Consider the following 19,770-nt stretch of genomic DNA (forward strand, 5'->3'; position numbering starts at 1 on the left):
CGCTGCCGCCTTGCGTTACGGCTTGCGCAGGTTGTCCAGCAGCTCATGAGTCGGGTAACCGTCGGCCGGCCAGCCGAACGACTGTTGCGCGCTACGGATTGCTTTGCGCGTATTGGCACCGATGATGCCGTCAGACGCGCCGGCGTCGTACTGCCGTGATGACAGCAGGGTTTGCAGCTCAATGCGCTCAGAGCGGCTCAGAGGAAGGTCTCCGCGCGGCCAATCGCCCAGTACATAGCCGCCGCCGTTGAAGCGCTCGGACAGCAGGCCGATGGCCATGGCGTAGGACGACGAGTTGTTGTACTTGAGGATCGTGCGGAAGTTATCCAGCACCAGAAATGCCGGGCCTCTGTAACCCGCTGGCAATAGCAGGGCGGCCTGTAGTTGCGCGACGTTGGTGGGCAGGGCGCTGCCGCTCGGTAGCTTCAGCCCCATCTGCTGCCATTCGGCTACGGTTTTGCGTGTTGAGGCATCGGCCAGCGCGTAGTCAAAGCCTTGCGTCAGTTTGACTTCAAACCCCCATGGCTGACCTTTTTGCCAGCCCGAGCTTTGCAGGTAGTGAGCTGTCGAGGCCAGGGCGTCGGCCGGGGTATTCCATATATCGCGACGACCGTCGCCATCGAAGTCCACGGCATAGGTGTTATACGTGGTGGGGATGAACTGCGTCTGGCCCATGGCACCCGCCCACGAACCGAGCATGTTTTCGGGTGCGATATCGCCGTGCTGAAGAATTTCCAGCGCCGCCAGCAACTGGCTTTGCGCAAAGCCTGGACGACGGCCTTCGTAGGCCAGCGTCGCAAGCGAGCGAATCACCGATTGTGTGCCCTGGAACTGGCCAAAGCTGCTTTCCATGCCCCAGATCGCGACAAGTGCCTGGCGGTCTACGCCATAGCGTTGCTCGATGCTTTGCAACACATCGGCGTATTGCGTGAGTAAGGCCTGACCTTTGCGCACGCGCACCGCAGACATGGCGCCGTCCAGGTATTCCCAGACAGGGCGAGTGAACTCGGGCTGACTGCGGTCAAATTTGACCACGGTCATGTCCGGCACGACGCCGGCAAAGGCTCTGTCGAAAATATCGGCCCGGATGCCAGCCTTCAACGCTTCGCTTCGGAAACCGGCTTCCCAATCGCTGAAGCTCATGGTGGGCTGAAAATCGAACTCGCTATCGCCAGGCGGATTGGCGGGCGGGCTCGCAGGCAAAGCGGCGGCCGCAGGGGTGTTAGCGACTTGAAGAGGCGTGGCGTCTGCTGCGGTCGGTTTTTCCGCGCAGGCGACTAACAGGATGAAGCTGGAGGCGGTGATCAGTTGGCGAAAATGCCAACGACGGGAAAAACTAGAGGGCATGCTTGGGTCCAGGGTATTACCGACAAACGCAGACCTTATCATGCCTGTACGTTCGAAGGGGCCTTGGCAAGGCTGGCTACGGTTCAGGCGGCCAGAAAGTAAGAAGCCTCCCAGCTTTTAGACTGGAAGGCTTCGCGGCGGTAGCTGCCTTTGCCCTTGCCGGCGGGTTCCTGACGACTGCGGAACAACGGCTGGGCGATGATGGACTTGGCCTTGTTGGGCCTGGACGGCTTGCTCATGGCGGATACTCTCTCAGTGGGGGTTGAATCGATGCAAATCATCCGCTTGACGGAGGGATCTGTCTAATAGATGTCTGCTATCGCGCAAGCCAGCGCCTGCAGGGATCTGGATTTACTCAGCAGGCAAATTCAGCCGCTGTCCGGCCATCAACAATGCCAGTCGGCTCAAGCTGCTCCAGGCAGAACCGGCGGCCTGGCCCTTGATTTGTGCGTCGATGCGTTGAGCATCCATCAGCAGTTGGCCCCAGCGCTCTGCGGAGTAGCGTTGCAGGGCTTTGCTCATCAGCGGCTTGCGCTTGTCCCAGATCGGCGGGCGGGCCTGGCTGAAGGCCTTGTCCAGTGGGATGCCCTGGCTGAACTGCAACGCCAGGTTGGCCAGCACCCGCAGTTCGCGACACAGTGCCCAAAGAATCACCGGCGTTTCCACCCCTTCGCCACGCAGGCCTTCAAGCATGCGCAGCGCATGGGCGGCTTCGCCGTTGAGAATGGCATCGGTCAAACCGAAAACATCGAAACGTGCACTGTCGGCCACAGCCCCTTGCACGGTTTCGACGGTTATCTGACCACCGTCGGCCATCAGTTTGAGCTTTTCGATTTCCTGAGCCGCGGCCAGCAAGTTGCCTTCGACCCTGGCGGCGATCAGTTCGATCGCATCCTGGCTGGCCGTCAAGCCGGCCTGTGACAGGCGCTGGCGAATCCACTGCGGCAACTGGCTGGCATCCACCGGCCAGATTTGCACGAACTGCGTGTGTGGACCCTCAACCAGTGCCTTGCCCCACTTGGTTTTTTGCGCGCTACCGTCGAGTTTTGGCAGGCTGATCAACAGGATCGTATCTTCGGCCGGGCGCGAGCAATACTCGATCAACGCCGCCGCGCCTTTGTCACCGGGCTTGCCCGAAGGCAAGCGGAGTTCCAACAGACGCTTTTGCGCGAACAATGACATGCTGGCGCCCGCCTGCAACAGCGTGCCCCAATCAAAACTGGCATCGGCGCTGAACACTTGGCGTTCGTCAAAGCCTTGCAGGCGTACGGCTGCGCGGATGGCGTCTGCCGCGTCCTGGCACAGCAACGGATCATCGCCGCTGACGACATACACCGGGGCAAGGTTGCCCTGGAGGTGTTTGCCGAGTTGGGCTGGAGTGAGCTTCATAGGTCAGAAGATGCCGGAGCCAGCGAACCGGCCCCGCGGCATTTATCGGGAAGGGATTTCAATAGGTGACTGTCGAGGTGTCTCGTTTTCGATCCTCTGCGCAGCTTCCAGGGCATCAGCATCTGCTTTTGCTTTGTTGTCTGCGGTCTGCTGCAGTTGCTCCAATTGGGTAGGCGTCAGCAGTTGCAGACGAACCATCATGTTCTGGACGAGCTGGTTGCGCATCTCTTTACGAACCTGCGCCATTTCCTGATCAGAGCCCATCAAGTTGTTGCCGTCATGCACGTAGACTTTCTGCACTTGCAGTTTGCCGTCCAGCAGCGACAGATCGTGAGCGCCATGGATCTGATAGTTGAGCTGGGTGGTCATTTCATATTCGGCCGAACCTGACGCGCCGGTGTAGCTGAGGGAGCGCTGCGATTCGTTTTCATCAACCAGAATCAGTTTGTACGGGGCACCCGAATGAATCCTCACGCCGCTGCCTTCCAGCGTCTGACGCAACTGAGTCACGATTTCGCCGTAAGCGTTACGCGCAGACAGATCGATCTCTTTGATCGTCAGCTGGTTAGTACCCGTGCCACGCAGCTGGAAACCACAGGCGCCCAGTAACAGGGCGAGACCCATCACCAGCAAATTGCGTTTGATCATTTGATGCTCCCCTTGAATCCGTAGGGGCCGACGTTGCGTCCCCTGAAAGTTGTGTTCAGCGCCCGATCGATACCGGGCGCTTGATGCCATTAGCTTGCGACGATATTGACCAGCTTGCCAGGGACCACGATCACTTTGCGGATCGTCAGGCCTTCGGTGAAACGCAGCACGTTTTCATTGATGCGCGCCGCTGCTTCGACTTCTTCTCGAGTAGCACTGGCAGGCATTTCGATCTGTCCACGCAGCTTGCCGTTGACCTGTATGACCAATAGCAGGCTGTCCTGCACCAGCGCAGTCTGATCCAGTACCGGCCAGCCAGCGTCTATGATTGCGCCGCTGTGACCCAAGTGGCCCCACAGTTCATGGCTGATGTGCGGGGTGATCGGGGCCAGCAGCAGGGCGACGGTTTCCAGACCTTCTTGGAGCAGTGCGCGGTCCTGTTCGGTCGTGTGCGGGGCTTTTTCCAGCACGTTCATCAACGTCATCACCTGAGCGATGGCCGTGTTGAATTTTTGGTGCTGGCCGACGTCCTGACTGGCGTTTTTGATGGCCAGGTGAATCGCACGGCGAATGACTTTCTGCTCGTCGCTCAAGGCGGCGATGGCAAGTTTGACCGTTGAACCCAGGCTGACATGGGCCTGCGCCAGACGCCAGACCCGACGCAAGAACCGGTGTGAACCTTCGACGCCCGAGTCGGACCATTCCAGGCTCATGTCGGGTGGCGAGGCAAACATCATGAACAGACGGCAGGTATCGGCGCCGTACTGATCGATCATCGACTGCGGATCGACGCCATTGTTCTTCGACTTGGCCATCTTCTCGGTGCCGCCGATTTCGACTGGCTGGCCGTCGCTGATCAGTGTGGCGCCGATGATCTTGGCTTTGCTGTCACGCACGAGCTCGACATCGGCCGGGTTGAACCAGGTCTTGCTGCCGTTGGCCTCAAGTCGATAGTACGTTTCGGCGATGACCATGCCTTGGGTCAGCAGGTTTTTGAACGGTTCGTTAGAGCTGACGAGGCCTTCATCGCGCATCAACTTGTGGAAGAAGCGCGCATACAGCAGGTGCAGGATCGCGTGTTCGATGCCGCCGATGTACTGATCCACCGGCAACCAGTGGTTGGCTGCTTCCAGGTCGACCATGCCACCTTCATAGTGTGGCGAGGCATAGCGAGCGTAATACCACGAGGACTCGACGAAGGTGTCCATGGTGTCGGTTTCGCGTTTTGCCGGTGCACCGCATTTAGGGCAGGTGCATTCGTAGAACTCAGGCATGCGCGCCAACGGCGAACCGGCGCCATCGGGCACTACGTCTTCTGGCAATACAACCGGCAACTGGTCTTCGGGGACCGGTACGTCACCGCAGGTATCGCAATGCACGATCGGGATCGGGCAGCCCCAGTAGCGCTGACGGCTGATGCCCCAGTCGCGCAGGCGGAACTGTGTGCGCGATTGACCGAGGTTCTTTTTCTGCAGGGCGACTTCAATGGCGTCGAAGGCGCCTGCGAAATCCAGCCCGTCGAAAATGCCGGAGTTGATCAGTTCGCCGTGTTCGCCATACGCGTCCTGCCACGGTGCAGGCGTTTCATCGCCAGCGCTGGTGCGCACAACAGCCTTGATCGGCAGGTTGTACTGGGTGGCGAACTCGAAATCGCGCGCGTCGTGAGCCGGGACGGCCATTACGGCGCCATCGCCGTAATGCATCAATACGTAGTTGGCGACCCACACCGGCAATTTTTCGCCAGTCAGTGGGTGTTCGACGAATAGCGAGGTCGGCAAACCTTTTTTCGCCTGGGTGGCGATGTCCGCTTCCGCGACACTGCCACTTTTGCATTCGTGGATGAACGCTTGCAGCTCAGGATTACCTTTCGCCGCCAGGGTCGCCAAGGGGTGTTCTGCTGCAACAGCGACATAGGTCGCGCCCATCAGGGTGTCCGGACGGGTCGTAAACACCTTCAGTGCGCCTGCTTCACCAATCGAAGCCTGGTGATACGGGAATTGCACTTCCATGCCACGGGATTTGCCAATCCAGTTGCGCTGCATGGTTTTGACTTGCTCAGGCCAGCCCGGCAACTCGTCGAGTCCTTCCAGCAACTCTTCCGCGTACGCAGTGATTTTGAAGTAGTACATCGGGATTTCGCGCTTCTCGATCAGCGCACCGGAACGCCAGCCGCGGCCATCGATCACTTGCTCGTTGGCCAGTACGGTCTGGTCCACCGGGTCCCAGTTGACGGTGCCGTTCTTGCGGTAGATCACGCCTTTTTCGAACAGGCGAGTGAACAGCCATTGTTCCCAGCGGTAGTAATCGGGTTTGCAGGTGGTGATTTCACGCGACCAGTCAACGCCTAGGCCCAGGCTTCGCAGCTGGGTTTTCATGTAGGCGATGTTTTCGTAGGTCCACTTGGCCGGGGCCACGTTGTTTTTCATCGCGGCGTTTTCCGCCGGCATGCCGAACGCGTCCCAACCCATGGGTTGCAAGACATTTTTGCCCTGCATGCGCTGGTAGCGGGCGATCACGTCACCGATGGTGTAGTTGCGCACATGACCCATGTGCAGCTTGCCGCTGGGGTAAGGGAACATCGACAGGCAATAAAAAGTATCTTTGCCTGGCTGTTCACTGACTTCAAAGGATTTTTGCTCGTCCCAAAAGGTTTGGGCGGCGGCTTCGATTTCGCGGGGCTGATAGAGTTCGTGCATGGCTACTTTTTACTAAAAAGGGGTGACCTTAACCTCTTCGTTGCAACTCTGAATCGGTCGGCACCGCTTGCCGGAAGATTGAGACTGCCTGTGCGGTGCGTTCGGGCTCAAGAGAGCGGGAAGTGGAATTACAGGAAGCGCCGTAGCATACATGAGCGCCGACTATCGAGGGAAACCCTGATTGCTTCGTCGGTGCCCTCCGAGGCCGTTGGTCGCGGCACCGGGCTGAATCGGAGAGCAGCGCTAAGCTGTTGAATGAGGGTGCATGTTTTATCTTCAATGAGGTGAGCGGATGGCAGAGTTGCAGCAAACAGCAGTAAAACCCGAGCTATACGACCGCTTGATTAATCGTCTGGGGATCGCTCTGGATGTGGCCAAAACAGCAGTTTGGCTTCGTGATGAAGTACCTGTTGATCTGGAATTACGTGGTCTGAGTCTTGCTGAATTCGAGTTGATCGAAGCCTATCTGGACTCGGGCGCTTTTGGTTTTAAGGCTGATGATGTGTGGAGGAGTTCTTCTCCTGCACCGGAGCTTGAAGGGTCGATTTCGACGCCGCGTCGTTCAGCCGAGGTCATCTGGTTGAAGGATAAAAAGCGCGACAAGGTTTCGACAAAGGTTAAATCGTTGTCTTTCAGGTGATTGTGATAGTCAGCAACCGTTACACGTTAGCCTGCGCAGGCTGCGGGCCTGCTTGATAAGCATTGTTGCTTAGCGTTATTCCTTCTAGGCTTTGAGCATCTCTGGAGATGCTCAATGCCTATTCGATACTTGCTCAAACAATTGCTCCTGCCGCCGGGCATTCTTTTGCTCCTGCTTTTGCTTGCCTGGTGGTTTCGTCGTTCTCGCCCGCGCCTCGCCGGGCTGTTCTTCGTTCTGGGTTTTGTCGGGTTGTGGGTGATGAGCCTGCCGATTGCTGTGGAGTGGGCGGCGCGCGGGCTTGAGCAAGAGCCACCGTTGGCGCAAGCCCAATGGGCGACCCTTGGGCAACAGGCCGATGCCATTGTTGTGTTGGGTTCCGGGCGTGAGCGCAAAGACCTTACGTGGGGCAGCGACATCCCTACCGGCCTGGCACTTGAACGCATGCGCTTTGCTGCACGTTTGTCGAAAGACTCAGGGCTGCCGATTTTGACCACCGGCGGCCTGCACTACGACGAACCGCCAAGTGAAGCGGCGATCATGGCGGACTCGTTGCAAAATGACTTTGGCGTTACCGTGCGCTGGCAAGAAGGGCTCAGCCGGACCACGTGGGAAAACGCCACGATGACCGCTGCGGTGTTGCAACCGTTGGGGATCAAACGGGTGGTGCTGGTGACCCAGGCCTGGCACATGCCAAGGGCGCGCTGGAGTTTCGAACAGGCTGGTTTTACGGTGATCAGTGCGCCAGTGGGGTTTGTTGGCGTAGACAATGCCCGGCCGTTCAAAGGCTGGCTGCCAGAGAGCAAAGCGGTTTGGCAGAGTGGGTTGTTGCTCAATGAGGCGGTGGGTTTGTTGATGTATCCGTTGGTGTATCGGTAGGGCTGGATGTGCTTCTGGTCCGGCCTGGCCATGACGACGCCTTCGCGGATGAATCTACTCCCACAGCGCAGTTCGGCTGTGGGAGCACCGTAGAGCGTTAGACTGTCTTGGCAATCCGACCGGCCAACAAGGCCCAGCCAAACAGGAATACACAGAAAATCGTCAACGGCCACGAACGCCAGCGCAGGTAGGGCGTCAGTTCGTGCATCGGCACTACGTCGCCATACAAAATCCCCTGCTGGAACTGCGGGATGGTCGCGGTGATCTTGCCGAACGGGTTGATTAGTCCACTCACGCCGTTGTTGGTGGCGCGGATCATCCAGCGCCCAGCCTCAAGTGCTCGCATCTGCGCCATCTGCAAATGCTGCAGTGGGCCGATTGAGGTGCCGAACCACGTGTCATTACTGACGGTCAGCAGCAATTCGCTTTGGGCGGCCAGGCCAGCGGCGAACTCGGGGTAGACCACTTCGTAGCAGATGTACGGTGCGATTTGGTAGCCCTTGGCTTGCAGCAGCGCCTGATCGCTTGGTCCGCGAGCAAAGTCCGACATCGGCAGATTGAAGAAGGTGATCAGTCCGCGCAGAAGGTCCTGCAAGGGTACATATTCACCAAACGGCACCAGCTTCTGCTTCAGGTACGTACCGTCACCCTCGCCGGCCACGGTGATCGCGTTGTAGTAGTGGTACTCGCCGTGTCCGCCTCGCTGGCGAAGCGGCACGCCGGTGATCAGTGCAGAGTCGCGATCAGCCGCAAATCTGCCCAGCATTGTAAGGAAGCCTTCCGCCGACTCCTTCAGCACCGGAATCGCAGTCTCTGGCCAGATGATCAGGTCCGCACGTCTGGAACGGAACGTCATGTCGCGGTAGAGGGCCAATTGTGCGTTTAACTGCGCCGGGTCCCACTTCATGCTTTGTTCAACGTTGCCCTGAATCGCTGCAACGCTCAATGGTGGGCCCGCCGGTGAGGTCCATTCGTGGTTTTTCAGGGCAAGGCTCAGTGCCCATGGTGCCAATAACAGCAGCACGCCAGCACCGAGAAACGCTTTGCGCGCCCGCAGCCGTGGCAGGTTGCACAGCAGGGCGGCGGTCAGCGCCAGGGTAAAGGAGACCAGCCACATACCGCCCATCGGGGCAAGGCCGGACAGAGGGCCGTCAAGCTGGCTGTAGCCGGAGTAAAGCCAAGGGAATCCGGTCAGGAACCAGCCGCGAAAGGCTTCCTGGGCCAGCCACAGCGCGGCGAAGGCCAGGGCATCGGCCAGCGGCGCTTCATTGCGCCGAATCCAGCGCGTCCAGATCCAGGCGGGCAGGGCGAAGAATAGGGCGATGGCTGCGATGAACGCCAGCATCAGAAAACCGGCCAGCAGCGCCGACGCTTCGCCATAGGTGTGGATGCTGACGTAGATCCAGCTGGTGCCTGCGCCGAACAAGCCGAAGCCATAGCACCAGCCACGGCCCAAGGCCTGGCGGGGATTCACTTCACGCAAACCAAGGTAAAAAACGACCAGTGATACGAGGGCCAATGGCCAGATATCAAAAGGCGCCAGGGCCAGGGTGGTAATCGCGCCGGCCGCCATGGCCAGCAGGTTACCGGGCCAGCCGGGGCGGGTGATCCAGCGCATTTACATTCCTTAGCGGGAGATGGGACTCAAGCGTAACAAGTGGATACGACGGCTGTCGGCATTGAGGATACGGAAGCGATACGCACCGATTTCCGTGGTTTCATTGCGCTTTGGCAAGTGACCGAACGCACTCATCACCAGACCGCCAACCGTATCGAATTCATCGTCGGAGAACTCGCTGTCGAAGAACTCGTTGAAGCTGTCGATGGGGGTCAGGGCCTTGACCAGGAAGTCGCCGCTGGGCAGCGGTTTGATATAGCTGTCTTCCTCGACATCGTGTTCGTCCTCGATATCGCCGACGATCTGTTCCAACACGTCTTCGATGGTCACCAGACCGGCCACGCCGCCGTATTCGTCGATGACGATGGCCATGTGGTTGTGGTTGGCGCGGAACTCACGCAGCAGCACGTTCAGACGCTTGGACTCAGGCACGAACGTCGCCGGGCGCAGCAGGTTGGTGATGCTTTCGTTTTCGCCGTTTTCCTTGAGGATCAGCGGCAGCAAGTCCTTGGCGAGCAACACCCCGAGAACGTCATCGTGGCTTTCGCCGATCACCGGATAGCGCGAGTGCGCGGCGTCGATGACGGCTGGGAGAAACTCACGAGGGGTCTGGGTCGCCTTGATGCTGATCATCTGCGAACGCGGCACCATGATGTCGCGCACTTGCAGGTCAGCCACTTGAATGGCGCCTTCGACGATGGCCAGCGCTTCGCTGTCCAATAGCTTGTTCTGGTGGGCTTCGCGCAGGAGTTCAAGCAGCTCCTGGCGGTTTTTCGGCTCGTGGGCAAAAGCTTGGGTGATTTTCCCCAGCCATGACTTTTGCCCGGTGCTCGATCGGTCTTCGCTCATAGCCCTTACTCGTGGTCCTTGCTGGTTGTCTCTGGATGATGATGGTCAGTGGTTTCGTCGTCGGCGTAAGGATCGGGGTAGCCCAGTTCCTCAAGCAACGTTCGTTCCAGTGCTTCCATTTCTTCGGCTTCGGCATCGTCTATGTGGTCGTAACCCAGCAGATGCAGGCAGCCGTGAATGACGAGATGCGCCCAGTGGGCGTCGAGTGTCTTGCCCTGTTCGGCCGCTTCGCGAACCACCACAGGTACACAAATCACCAGATCGCCGAGCAGCGGAATATCCAGGAACTCGTCAGGCACATCGGCGGGAAAGGACAACACGTTGGTCGCGTAGTCCTTGTGGCGCCAGGTGTGATTGAGTTCGCGGCCTTCGGCTTCGTCGACCAGGCGAATGGTCAGCTCCGAATCAGCGCTGCGTTGACGTAATGCCAGTTCACACCATTGGCGGAACTGGTTTTCGTTAGGGGCAGGCGCTTCACTGGCAAGTTGCAGGTCCAGCTCAAGCATCGCGGCGGTTGTCCCTGTTGGAGGAGGCTCTGGCCGGCGGCTCGTCGCTGAAGCGATCTTCGAAGCGCTCATAGGCCTCGACAATGCGCTGCACCAATGGGTGGCGTACCACATCCTTGGGCTTGAAGTGGGTGAAGCTGATGCCCGGCACGTCTTTCAACACATCGATGACATGGTTCAGACCCGACTTGGTGCCCTTGGGCAAGTCGACCTGAGTGATGTCGCCGGTGATGACGGCCGTGGAGCCGAAGCCGATGCGGGTCAGGAACATCTTCATCTGTTCGACGGTGGTGTTCTGGCTTTCGTCGAGAATGATGAAGCAGTTATTGAGCGTGCGACCGCGCATGTAGGCCAGCGGCGCAACTTCGATCACCTGACGTTCGATCAGCTTGGCGACGTATTCGAAGCCGAGCATTTCATACAGCGCGTCATACAACGGGCGCAGGTACGGGTCGATTTTCTGTGCCAGATCGCCGGGCAGGAAGCCGAGCTTTTCGCCCGCTTCGACCGCCGGGCGCACCAGCAGGATGCGTCGAATCTGCTCGCGCTCCAGTGCGTCCACCGCGCAGGCAACCGCAAGATAAGTCTTGCCTGTACCTGCAGGGCCGATGCCGAAGTTGATGTCGTTGCTCAGAATCTCTTTGACGTAACGCTGCTGATTCAAGCCGCGCGGGCGAATCATGCCCTTTTTCGTGCGCAAGGCTACGCCGACTTCGGCAGCAGGGTGGTTGTCCAGTTCGTCTACGCCCGATTCCTGGAGGAACAGGTGAACCATGTCTGGCGACAGATCCGTACCTTGGGTTTCCCGGTACAGACGGCGCAGCAGGTTTTCGGCAGAAGTGGTGTGTTTAAGTTCGCCAATCAATTCGAATTGATTACCGCGATTGCGGATTTCGATATCCAGGCGTTGTTCGATCAAGCGCAAATGCTCGTCGAGCTGCCCGCACAGATTTGCGAAGCGATGGGCCTCAAAAGGTTCGAGGATGAAACGATGAGGTGCTATGGGTGCGTTCAAGGTCGTTTTTAGCCGCCCTATGGCAATGGAGATGGGATCAAGGATAACCCCACTCACTTAGGTACGAAAGCTCTGACTTACTAATGGTGGTTGGGTCGATTAACGCGCACCGCAAAACTATAGGACCGGGCTTGCCCGCGATCAGCTGCGAAGCAGTCGCAGATTCGTTGAACTCACCACCGCCGGAAGGTCGTACCGACCTTGTCGCAGGCAAGCCAGCGCCTACAAAGTTGTGTGCGTCGGCTTATTGCAACAATGACCCCCGTAGCGAGTGCGGCTGTGCGTCGTCGATATAGACGTCGGCGAACTGACCGATCAGCTTGGGATTGTCGCAGCGGAAGTTGACGATTCGATTATTCTCGGTGCGACCCTGCAACTCGCCAGGGTCTTTTTTCGAGTAATCGGTCACCAGGATTCGCTGAGTACTGCCCACCATCTGTCGGCTGATCTCGAAACCCTGCTGATTCAGGCGATGCTGCAAGGCTGCCAGGCGCTGTTTTTTCAGCGTTTCAGGGGTTTCATCTTTCAAGTCGGCCGCAGGCGTACCCGGTCGTGGGCTGTAGACGAAGGAAAACGAAAAGTCGAAACCCACGTCTTCGATCAGCTTCATGGTCTGCTCGAAATCTTTTTCGGTCTCGCCAGGGAAGCCGACGATGAAGTCCGAACTGATGCTGATGCCCGGTACCGCGGCCCGCAATTTGCGCAGCTTGGATTTGTATTCGAGGGTGGTGTGATTGCGCTTCATCGCCGACAAAATCCTGTCGGAGCCCGATTGCACCGGCAAGTGCAGGTGTTTGACCAGCTCGGGCACTTCAGCGTGGGCCAGGATCAGGCTGTCGGAAAATTCCAGCGGGTGCGAGGTGGTGTAGCGAATACGGTCGATGCCGTCGATTGCCGCGACCACTCGGATCAACTCGGCCAGATCGGCCACGCGCCCGTCGTGCATCGCGCCACGATAGCCGTTGACGTTCTGCCCCAGAAGCGTCACTTCTCGCACGCCGTTTTCGGCCAGGTGCATGACTTCGGCAACAACCCCATCGAACGGACGGCTGACTTCTTCGCCTCGGGTGTAGGGCACCACGCAGAAGGTGCAGTATTTGCTGCAACCTTCCATTACCGACACATAGGCACTCGGTCCATCGACGCGAGGCTCGGGCAGGTGGTCGAATTTTTCGATTTCCGGGAACGACACATCGACCTGAGGCAGGCGTGTGGTGCGCGCGGCGTCGATCATTTCCGGCAAACGGTGCAGGGTCTGTGGGCCGAAGACCACATCCACGTAGGGCGCGCGATCACGAATCGCTGCGCCTTCCTGGCTGGCCACGCAACCGCCGACGGCGATCACCATGTCCGGTTTGGCCAGTTTCAGTTCGCGCCAACGGCCTAGCTGGGAGTAAACCCGGTCCTGGGCACGTTCGCGGATCGAGCAGGTATTGAGCAGGATGACGTCGGCATCTTCTGCGCGAGCAGTGACTTCCAGGGCTTGATGTTCGCCCAGCAGATCGACCATGCGCGAGCTGTCGTACTCGTTCATTTGGCAACCGTGGGTTTCGATATAAAGCTTCTTGGCCATGCGTGATCATCAGGTGATTCGAAGAACCGCACATTATAGTGGCGCCGGCCTTCGGTTCCTAGCGTTGCCTGTCCAGTGGACATGCTATAGTTTGCGCCCTCTTTTATATCCCCCGATTGTTACCTGCCGTTATGACCAAACGTGATGCTCCAATTTACAAGGTGATTTTCCTCAACCAGGGCCAGGTGTTCGAAATGTACGCCAAGCAAATCTATCAAAGCGATTTGTGGGGTTTTCTGGAGGTGGAAGAGTTCGTCTTTGGCGAGCGCACGACCGTGGTCGTGGACCCGAGCGAAGAGAAACTCAAGGCTCAGTTCGAAGGTGTGGTGCGCAGTTTCGTGCCGATGCATTCGATTGTGCGCATTGATGAGGTCGAGCGCATGGGCACGGCGAAGATCAGCGAGGCCCGGGGCACCAGCAATGTAATGCCGTTCCCGATGCCGATGCCGGACAAGTAAGAGGCGGTTCAGGGTTCAAGATTGAATCAGTGACTCAGGGCAATGGCGCGAACGGCGTACGACCTTCCGCTGATTGCAACTCCAGCAGGTAATTGCGGAAAATCTGTCCCAGTACCTGGGTTGCGATTTCGAGCTCATCGCGCTGCATCTGTGCAGATACTTCATCGGCCGTATCCAGCGCGTCCTCGGCACCATTGACCGCCGCCATCTTCAGCACGATATAAGCCTGAATGTTATTGGCTTGTACGCCTTCGCCCCGATAAAACATCAAACCCAGCCGGTATTGCGCCTGGGCATGGCCTTGCAGCGAGGCCTGCTCAAAGTAGTTCAGTGCCTGGGTGAGATCACGCGGTGCGTTTTTGCCGTCGTAGTAAAACTCGCCCAACTCGAATTGTGCTTGTGCATCCCCGGCTTGCGCAGCTTTTTGGCATGCCGCCAACGCCTCAGGCAGATTATCTGGCTGGGTATTGAGGGTGCAACGACCCACCGCTGGGATTAACAACGAGTTGCCGCCTGCATTCGCCAGCAGGGGATGAAGAAGCAACAGGCAGCCCAAAGCAAGGGCCCGGCCGGTGCGGTTCATGGGAATCGACTTGCCTCTGAAAAGGTGCGGGCGTACCCGTCCAGCGGAACGTGCTGGCGGCACATTATGAAATAAGCAGGGCCAACCTTACAAAGTCTTTACAGCTTTTCTGCTGCGCGGGCTTGATGTGCCTGATTTTGCGAGGGAAAAGGCCGATCAAACCCCCATAAATCCCCTTGTAGGAGCGCGCTTGCCCGCGATCGACCGTGAAACGGTCGAAAACCGGTATTAAGATTCTTCCAGAAAACCGCGTTTTGGCAGCTCCTACAGGAGATTGGCTGAGGCTTATTTCAATGCGGCAAACGCTTTTTCAGCAGCATCTAGGGTCAGTTGCAGTTCAGTGTCGCCGTGGGCGATGGAGGTGAAGCCGGCCTCGAATGCGCTCGGTGCCAGGTATACACCGCCTTCGAGCATCAGGTGGAAGAAGCGCTTGAAGCGCTCGGCATCGCTGGTCATCACGTCCTTGAAGGTGACGATGTCGTCAGCACCGCTGAAGTACAGGCCAAACATGCCGCCCGCCTGAGTGGTCACGAACGGAATGCCTGCAGCGTCGGCGCGTTGTTGCAGGCCATCGAGCAGGCGGCTGGTGAAGCTGCTGAGTTCGTCATGGAAGCCTGGACGGCTGATCAGGCGCAAAGTCGCCAGACCTGCAGCCATGGCCAGCGGGTTGCCTGACAGAGTGCCCGCCTGATAGACCGGGCCCAGCGGCGCGATGTGCGACATGATTTCGCGTTTGCCGCCAAAACAGCCGACCGGCATACCGCCACCGATGATCTTGCCGAAGGTGCTCAGGTCCGGCTTCACGCCGTAAAACGCTTGCGCGCCGCCCAGTGCAACACGGAACCCGGTCATCACTTCGTCGAAAATCAGGACCACGCCATGTTTGTCGCAGAGCCTGCGCAAGCCTTCGAGGAAACCCGGCGCTGGCGGTACGCAGTTCATGTTGCCGGCGACCGGCTCGACGATGATGCACGCCACTTCCTGGCCGACTTCGTTGAGCAGTTGCTCGACTGCGTCGATATCGTTGAAGGGGGCGGTCAGCGTGTGTTTGGCGAACGCAGCGGGGACGCCCGCCGAGCTTGGAACGCCTTGGGTCAGCGCGCCGGAGCCGGCCTTGACCAGCAGGCTGTCGGAGTGACCGTGGTAACAGCCTTCAAATTTGATGATGCTGTCGCGGCCAGTGAAACCTCGGGCCAGACGAATCGCGCTCATGGTCGCTTCGGTGCCGGAGCTGACCATGCGCACCATTTCCATCGACGGCACGATGGCGCAGACCAGATCGGCCATCTCGGTTTCCATGGCCGTTGGGGCACCGTAGGACAAGCCGTGTTCCAGTTGCTTGCGCACGGCATCAAGCACGTCCGGGTGGCTGTGGCCGAGAATCATCGGGCCCCAGGAGCCGACGTAATCTACATAACGCTTATCGTCTTCGTCGGTCACGTAGGCGCCGACAGCGTGCTTGAAGAACAACGGCGTGCCGCCCACGCTTTTGAAGGCACGAACCGGCGAGTTGACACCGCCAGGGATGTGTTTTTGGGCGTTGGCGAACAGGATTTCAGAACGGGACATGGTCGGGTCTCTATTTGAATCGGAAAAAGGTCTGAATCGGCGTCAGGCGGTTTTGAACAAAGCGTTGAATGCGCGGGCGCGTCGGGTGACTTCCTGGGTGTTGTCCGCGCCGAACAGGCCGTGGACCACCGCCAGCAGGTCGGCACCGTGGGCCACCAGTGGCGCGGCATTCTCCAGGGTGATTCCGCCAATGACCGCAATCGGCAGATGGAGGCGGGCGCGAGCCTGGTCCAGCAGATCAAGGGTTGCAGTGGGCGCGCCGGGTTTGGTGTTGGAATTGAAGAAACGCCCGAACGCGACGTAGCTGGCGCCGTCGGCTTTGGCTTTTTCAGCCAGCTCCAGTTGGCCATGGCAGGTCGCGCCGATGATCGCTTTGTGCCGTAACAGGGCACGTGCAACCGGCATCGAGCCGTCAGTCTGGCCCAAATGCACGCCGACGCCGAGGCGCGCAGCCAGCTCGGCATCATCGTTGATGATGAGTTTGGTGTTGTAGCGCTCGCACAGCCTGAGCAGGGTGTCGGCTTCGCGCAAACGACGGGTTTCGTCGGTGCTTTTGTCGCGGTACTGCAACAGAGTGACGCCGCCCTCAAGGGCGGCCTCGACGTAAGACAGGAACTTGCCAGCCAGCAGTTGGCTGTCGGTAATGGCGTACAAGCCACGTAGTTTCATCGGTCAAACCTCATGGCGCGGCATTACGGGCAAACAGGGTCTTACGAGCAGAAATCAAGGGGCAGACGTCGCGGCACGTATTGGCCTTTGCCCAACTGCTCGGCATCGCGCAACGTACGCCAAGTATAGGTGAGCGCCGTTTGCACGGCGCTCACCAGATGTTCCCCCAATGCCAGGCGTCCGGCCAGTGCACTGGCCAATGTGCAGCCAGAACCGTGGTAGCTGCCGGGCAGGCGTTGGCAGGTGAACGTACGGGTTTCGCCGTTGCGGATGTACAGGCGGTTGTGGATAAGTTCTTCGTCACCGTGACCGCCAGTGATCAGCAGGTGCTGGCAAAAGGGCAGAAGCTTTTCCGCGCATTCATCGGCGGTGCCTTCGGGCAGTTCGGCAAGGATGCGCGCTTCAGGCAAGTTTGGGGTCGCGATGGTGGCCAGTGGCAGCAGTCGTTCGCGCATGGCGTAACCGACTTCGTCCTTGCCCAGACGACCGCCACCGCCGGCACGCAGCACCGGGTCGCAGACCAGGGGTAAATGCGGATGCGCCAGGAGCAGTTCGACAACGGTGTCGACCATCTCCAGCGAGCCGAGCATGCCCAGCTTGACGGCGGCCACGGTCGAGTCGTTGAGCACGGCGTTGGCTTGTGCCAACACCCACTCGCGGTCCAGGACCCGGAAATCGCTGACATTGACGGTGTCTTGCACGGTCAGGGCGGTGATTGCCGGTGCGGCATGGCAGCCTTGAGCGAGAAGGGCTTCGATATCTGCCTGCAGGCCGGCACCACCACTAGGATCGTGGCCGGAGAGACAGAGGACAACGGGGCGGGAGCTATAGGTATTCATGGTGCGCGAGCTTACCACCAAACTTTTTCCGGAGCCGCTAGCCGGTGTCGGATTTTTCATACAGCTGAACCGGACCGTCGCTTGTTTGAATGGCTCGAATACGTCGACGGTTGCGCGCGTATTCTCCTGAAAGGCCCGGAATAGAGCCTTTCGTTTAATTAAAAGAGTGGTGCCTCATGGTCATTCACCGCTATGCTCACGCCAGCCTCACCGAGGCAACAGTGCCTTCAGTTGCGGACGACTAAGCACATTTGCAAAAAACACCGTCTCACGCACAATGGACCGCGGGTATGAAGCCGTGCCTTGACGTGTTCAATACTAATAACAGGACCTGCAGGTTGACGGTGTCTCACAGGGAGAGGGGGCTTTGCGATCAGCCGGACAGGCCATGCTGGGGTTGTATGCGCTATTTGCTGATAATGCTGGTCGCCTGGGTGCCTCTTTTTGCCAGCGCCATCGAGTTTGACGAGGATACCGGTACCTTGCCTTTAGGGCGGGCGGTGCAGGTGTTCGAAGATGTAACGGGCGAGGCGACCATCGATGAGGTCAGCGCTCCGGCCACGGCTGCGCTCTTTCGTGGGCTGGATGCCGACACCCTCAATGCGGGCTATTCACGTTCGGCGTTCTGGCTGAAGCTGGACCTGCAGTTTCGCCCCAAACGTCCAGACGTTCAGCGGGATTGGCTGCTGGAGCTGGCCTATCCACCCATGGACCACGTCGACCTCTTCACCGCCGACGCTTCCGGTCGCTTTCGGGTGGCTTGGCAGACTGGGGATATGCTGCCTTTCTCCAGTCGCCAGATTGAACAGAATAACTACCTCTTTGCACTCGACCTGCCGGCCAATCAAGTGCAGACGGTGTACCTGCGCCTGACCAGCCAAGGCTCGATCCAGGCGCCACTCGCCCTCTGGTCCAGCCACGCCTATATCGCAGCGCAACCTGCGCGCATCTATGTGTTGGGTCTGATTTACGGCATGTTGCTGGGGATGTTGGTCTACAACCTGTTCATCTACCTCAGCGTGCGCGACACCAGTTACCTGTACTACATCCTTTATATCGCCTCGTTCGGGCTGTATCAGATTTCGGTGAATGGCGCGGGCATCGAGTTCTTGTGGCCGAACAATCCGTGGTGGGCGAATGCGGCAACCCCGTTTCTGGTGGGCGCGTCGGTGTTATTCGCCAGTCAGTTCTCTCGGCACTTTTTACAGACGCCCGTCTGGGGCCGCTGGCTTGATCGCTTGCTCGTGTTGATGATAGCTTTTGCCTCGGTGGTCATGGTCCTGGCGGTGGCTACCGGCTACGGTTTGGCGCTGCGACTGGCAACGGCATTGGTGCTGCTGTTTACCCTGGTGATGGTCGCCACCGGCATCACTGCCTGGCTGCACGGGTTGCGTGTTGCGCGCTACTTCGTCATTGCCTGGTCGGTGTTTCTCACCGGAGGCCTGATCAATGCGTTCATGCTGCTCGGCTATTTGCCCAATAACTTCCTGACCATGTATTCCAGTCAGATCGGCTCGGTACTGGAAGTGGCGCTGCTGTCGCTGGCCTTGGCTGACCGAATCAACATGATGCGGGATCAACAGGCGCAGACCCTCTTTGAAGCGGGGCAAAGCCTTGAACGTTTGAATCAGCAGTTGGCCACCAGTAACCGGTTGAAGGACGAGTTTCTTGCCACGCTCACCCATGAGCTGCGTACGCCAATGAATGGGGTGATCGGTTCGTTGGAATTGATGCAAACGGTACCGATGGACAGCGAACTGACGTTCTATCAACAGACCGCTGCCGACTCTGCCCAAGACATGATGGGTATGATCAATGGGATTTTGACGTTGACTGAATTGCAGGCCGGCAGGCTTTGCGCGGTAAATAGCCCCTTCAGTTTGCGTCAATTGCTCTCCAGCGTGCATGGCCAGTACGCCAGCCTGGCAGAGGATAGGCACCTGGATTTCGCCATTGAACTGGATGAGCAGCTGCCTGATAACGTGCTCGGCGATGTCGGCAAATTGCAGCAATGCGTCGGGTGCCTGCTGGATAACGCGATAAAATTCACCAAGACTGGGGCGATCATGGTTCGGGTGACGGGTCAGTCTGACGATGTGGCAACCCTGAGCTTGTTGATTGAAGTGATCGACACCGGCATTGGTTTTCATCGGCTGGATGAGGCGACCTTGTATCAGACTTTTTTCCAAGTCGATGGCTCCATAACCCGCGAATACGGTGGCTTGGGCATTGGCCTGGCGATCTGCCGGCAATTGGTCGAGCGGATGGGCGGCCGTTTGAGTCATGAGTCCGAGCCGGGGCGGGGCAGCTGCTTCAGGCTCCGGGTTGAACTTCAGCGCGAAGTAGAGGCGCCGCAGTGCGGATCAGCAGTTATTCACGGCCAGTGGTGAGCAAGTTGAGATGAATTACAGGGTGAAAGCGCCGGCATTTAGTCGGATATGTCACTTTTTATAGGGTTGTGTGCGTGATTCACTGAGTTTCATGGGCGTGTCCTT

At 58.6% G+C, this 19,770-nt stretch carries 17 protein-coding genes and 1 pseudogene; 4 read left to right on the forward strand and 14 right to left on the reverse strand.

Annotated elements, in window-relative coordinates:
- Positions 1-15: 15 nt before the first annotated feature.
- The 5 genes from ACVBEG_RS00765 to leuS form a co-directional block, all read right to left on the reverse strand.
- Positions 16-1,347, reverse strand: coding sequence for a lytic murein transglycosylase (locus ACVBEG_RS00765; RefSeq protein ID WP_322218110.1), 1,332 nt, complete (start codon positions 1,345-1,347; stop codon positions 16-18).
- An 83-nt stretch (positions 1,348-1,430) separates the two neighbouring features.
- On the reverse strand, positions 1,431-1,586 hold the full coding sequence (arfA, locus tag ACVBEG_RS00770; RefSeq protein WP_219062677.1) for an alternative ribosome rescue factor ArfA: 156 nt from the start codon (positions 1,584-1,586) through the stop codon (positions 1,431-1,433).
- 112 nt (positions 1,587-1,698) lie between these two features.
- Complete coding sequence (gene holA / locus ACVBEG_RS00775; protein WP_322182165.1) at positions 1,699-2,736, reverse strand: DNA polymerase III subunit delta; 1,038 nt, start codon at positions 2,734-2,736, stop codon at positions 1,699-1,701.
- 42 nt (positions 2,737-2,778) lie between these two features.
- Positions 2,779-3,384, reverse strand: a complete 606-nt coding sequence (locus ACVBEG_RS00780) for an LPS-assembly lipoprotein LptE (protein WP_322182163.1) — start codon at positions 3,382-3,384, stop codon at positions 2,779-2,781.
- Between the two features lie 89 nt (positions 3,385-3,473).
- Entirely contained in the window at positions 3,474-6,080 is a 2,607-nt protein-coding gene (leuS, locus tag ACVBEG_RS00785) for a leucine--tRNA ligase (protein ID WP_322182161.1), read from the reverse strand.
- A 292-nt stretch (positions 6,081-6,372) separates the two neighbouring features.
- Between leuS and ACVBEG_RS00790 the strand changes: the two genes are divergently transcribed.
- Both ACVBEG_RS00790 and ACVBEG_RS00795 read left to right on the forward strand, forming a co-directional pair.
- Positions 6,373-6,720 (forward strand): hypothetical protein, encoded by a 348-nt coding sequence (locus ACVBEG_RS00790; protein WP_322182159.1) that lies wholly within the window; start codon positions 6,373-6,375, stop codon positions 6,718-6,720.
- Positions 6,721-6,834: 114 nt separating this feature from the next.
- Positions 6,835-7,596 (forward strand): YdcF family protein, encoded by a 762-nt coding sequence (locus ACVBEG_RS00795; RefSeq protein WP_322182157.1) that lies wholly within the window; start codon positions 6,835-6,837, stop codon positions 7,594-7,596.
- Positions 7,597-7,693: 97 nt separating this feature from the next.
- On the opposite strand, the gene lnt is transcribed toward ACVBEG_RS00795, so the two are convergent.
- The 5 genes from lnt to miaB form a co-directional block, all read right to left on the reverse strand.
- Positions 7,694-9,214 carry an apolipoprotein N-acyltransferase gene (gene lnt / locus ACVBEG_RS00800; RefSeq protein ID WP_322182155.1) on the reverse strand — a complete coding sequence of 507 codons (1,521 nt, stop codon included), beginning with the start codon at positions 9,212-9,214 and terminating at the stop codon, positions 7,694-7,696.
- Positions 9,215-9,223: 9 nt separating this feature from the next.
- On the reverse strand, positions 9,224-10,063 hold the full coding sequence (locus tag ACVBEG_RS00805) for an HlyC/CorC family transporter (protein ID WP_219062670.1): 840 nt from the start codon (positions 10,061-10,063) through the stop codon (positions 9,224-9,226).
- 5 nt (positions 10,064-10,068) lie between these two features.
- Complete coding sequence (ybeY, locus tag ACVBEG_RS00810; protein ID WP_322182152.1) at positions 10,069-10,569, reverse strand: rRNA maturation RNase YbeY; 501 nt, start codon at positions 10,567-10,569, stop codon at positions 10,069-10,071.
- Complete coding sequence (locus tag ACVBEG_RS00815) at positions 10,562-11,584, reverse strand: PhoH family protein (protein ID WP_219062668.1); 1,023 nt, start codon at positions 11,582-11,584, stop codon at positions 10,562-10,564. Before ACVBEG_RS00815 ends, ybeY begins: the two co-directional genes overlap by 8 nt.
- A 244-nt stretch (positions 11,585-11,828) precedes the next feature.
- Entirely contained in the window at positions 11,829-13,157 is a 1,329-nt protein-coding gene (miaB, locus tag ACVBEG_RS00820; RefSeq protein WP_322182148.1) for a tRNA (N6-isopentenyl adenosine(37)-C2)-methylthiotransferase MiaB, read from the reverse strand.
- A gap of 131 nt (positions 13,158-13,288) precedes the next feature.
- On the opposite strand from miaB, the gene ACVBEG_RS00825 reads away from it, so the two are divergent.
- Positions 13,289-13,615 (forward strand): DUF1820 family protein, encoded by a 327-nt coding sequence (locus ACVBEG_RS00825; RefSeq protein ID WP_322182146.1) that lies wholly within the window; start codon positions 13,289-13,291, stop codon positions 13,613-13,615.
- 34 nt (positions 13,616-13,649) lie between these two features.
- Here the strand turns inward: ACVBEG_RS00825 and ACVBEG_RS00830 are convergent, their stop codons facing one another.
- From ACVBEG_RS00830 to ACVBEG_RS00845, 4 genes are all read right to left on the reverse strand, one after another.
- A complete protein-coding gene (locus tag ACVBEG_RS00830) occupies positions 13,650-14,198 on the reverse strand; it encodes a tetratricopeptide repeat protein (RefSeq protein ID WP_322218100.1) in 549 nt (182 codons plus the stop codon).
- Between the two features lie 285 nt (positions 14,199-14,483).
- Complete coding sequence (gene hemL / locus ACVBEG_RS00835; RefSeq protein WP_323569503.1) at positions 14,484-15,767, reverse strand: glutamate-1-semialdehyde 2,1-aminomutase; 1,284 nt, start codon at positions 15,765-15,767, stop codon at positions 14,484-14,486.
- 42 nt (positions 15,768-15,809) lie between these two features.
- A complete protein-coding gene (gene thiE / locus ACVBEG_RS00840) occupies positions 15,810-16,436 on the reverse strand; it encodes a thiamine phosphate synthase (RefSeq protein WP_322182139.1) in 627 nt (208 codons plus the stop codon).
- A 41-nt stretch (positions 16,437-16,477) separates the two neighbouring features.
- Positions 16,478-17,275 carry a hydroxymethylpyrimidine/phosphomethylpyrimidine kinase gene (locus ACVBEG_RS00845; RefSeq protein ID WP_323569504.1) on the reverse strand — a complete coding sequence of 266 codons (798 nt, stop codon included), beginning with the start codon at positions 17,273-17,275 and terminating at the stop codon, positions 16,478-16,480.
- 401 nt (positions 17,276-17,676) lie between these two features.
- Between ACVBEG_RS00845 and ACVBEG_RS00850 the strand changes: the two are divergent.
- Positions 17,677-19,629, forward strand: a pseudogene (locus tag ACVBEG_RS00850) (sensor histidine kinase); the annotation flags it as partial.
- Positions 19,630-19,770 lie beyond the last annotated feature (141 nt).

The organism is Pseudomonas sp. GG8 (genome assembly GCF_052976945.1).

Coding starts and splice junctions, on each gene's coding strand:
- leuS (WP_322182161.1), bottom strand. CDS start 6,080: ATGCACGAACTCTATCAGCCCCGCGAAATCGAAGCCGCCGCCCAAACC.
- thiE (WP_322182139.1), bottom strand. CDS start 16,436: ATGAAACTACGTGGCTTGTACGCCATTACCGACAGCCAACTGCTGGCT.
- ACVBEG_RS00795 (WP_322182157.1), top strand. CDS start 6,835: ATGCCTATTCGATACTTGCTCAAACAATTGCTCCTGCCGCCGGGCATT.
- lnt (WP_322182155.1), bottom strand. CDS start 9,214: ATGCGCTGGATCACCCGCCCCGGCTGGCCCGGTAACCTGCTGGCCATG.
- ACVBEG_RS00805 (WP_219062670.1), bottom strand. CDS start 10,063: ATGAGCGAAGACCGATCGAGCACCGGGCAAAAGTCATGGCTGGGGAAA.
- hemL (WP_323569503.1), bottom strand. CDS start 15,767: ATGTCCCGTTCTGAAATCCTGTTCGCCAACGCCCAAAAACACATCCCT.
- arfA (WP_219062677.1), bottom strand. CDS start 1,586: ATGAGCAAGCCGTCCAGGCCCAACAAGGCCAAGTCCATCATCGCCCAG.
- holA (WP_322182165.1), bottom strand. CDS start 2,736: ATGAAGCTCACTCCAGCCCAACTCGGCAAACACCTCCAGGGCAACCTT.
- miaB (WP_322182148.1), bottom strand. CDS start 13,157: ATGGCCAAGAAGCTTTATATCGAAACCCACGGTTGCCAAATGAACGAG.
- ACVBEG_RS00825 (WP_322182146.1), top strand. CDS start 13,289: ATGACCAAACGTGATGCTCCAATTTACAAGGTGATTTTCCTCAACCAG.
- ybeY (WP_322182152.1), bottom strand. CDS start 10,569: ATGCTTGAGCTGGACCTGCAACTTGCCAGTGAAGCGCCTGCCCCTAAC.
- ACVBEG_RS00830 (WP_322218100.1), bottom strand. CDS start 14,198: ATGAACCGCACCGGCCGGGCCCTTGCTTTGGGCTGCCTGTTGCTTCTT.
- ACVBEG_RS00845 (WP_323569504.1), bottom strand. CDS start 17,275: ATGAATACCTATAGCTCCCGCCCCGTTGTCCTCTGTCTCTCCGGCCAC.
- ACVBEG_RS00765 (WP_322218110.1), bottom strand. CDS start 1,347: ATGCCCTCTAGTTTTTCCCGTCGTTGGCATTTTCGCCAACTGATCACC.
- ACVBEG_RS00780 (WP_322182163.1), bottom strand. CDS start 3,384: ATGATCAAACGCAATTTGCTGGTGATGGGTCTCGCCCTGTTACTGGGC.
- ACVBEG_RS00790 (WP_322182159.1), top strand. CDS start 6,373: ATGGCAGAGTTGCAGCAAACAGCAGTAAAACCCGAGCTATACGACCGC.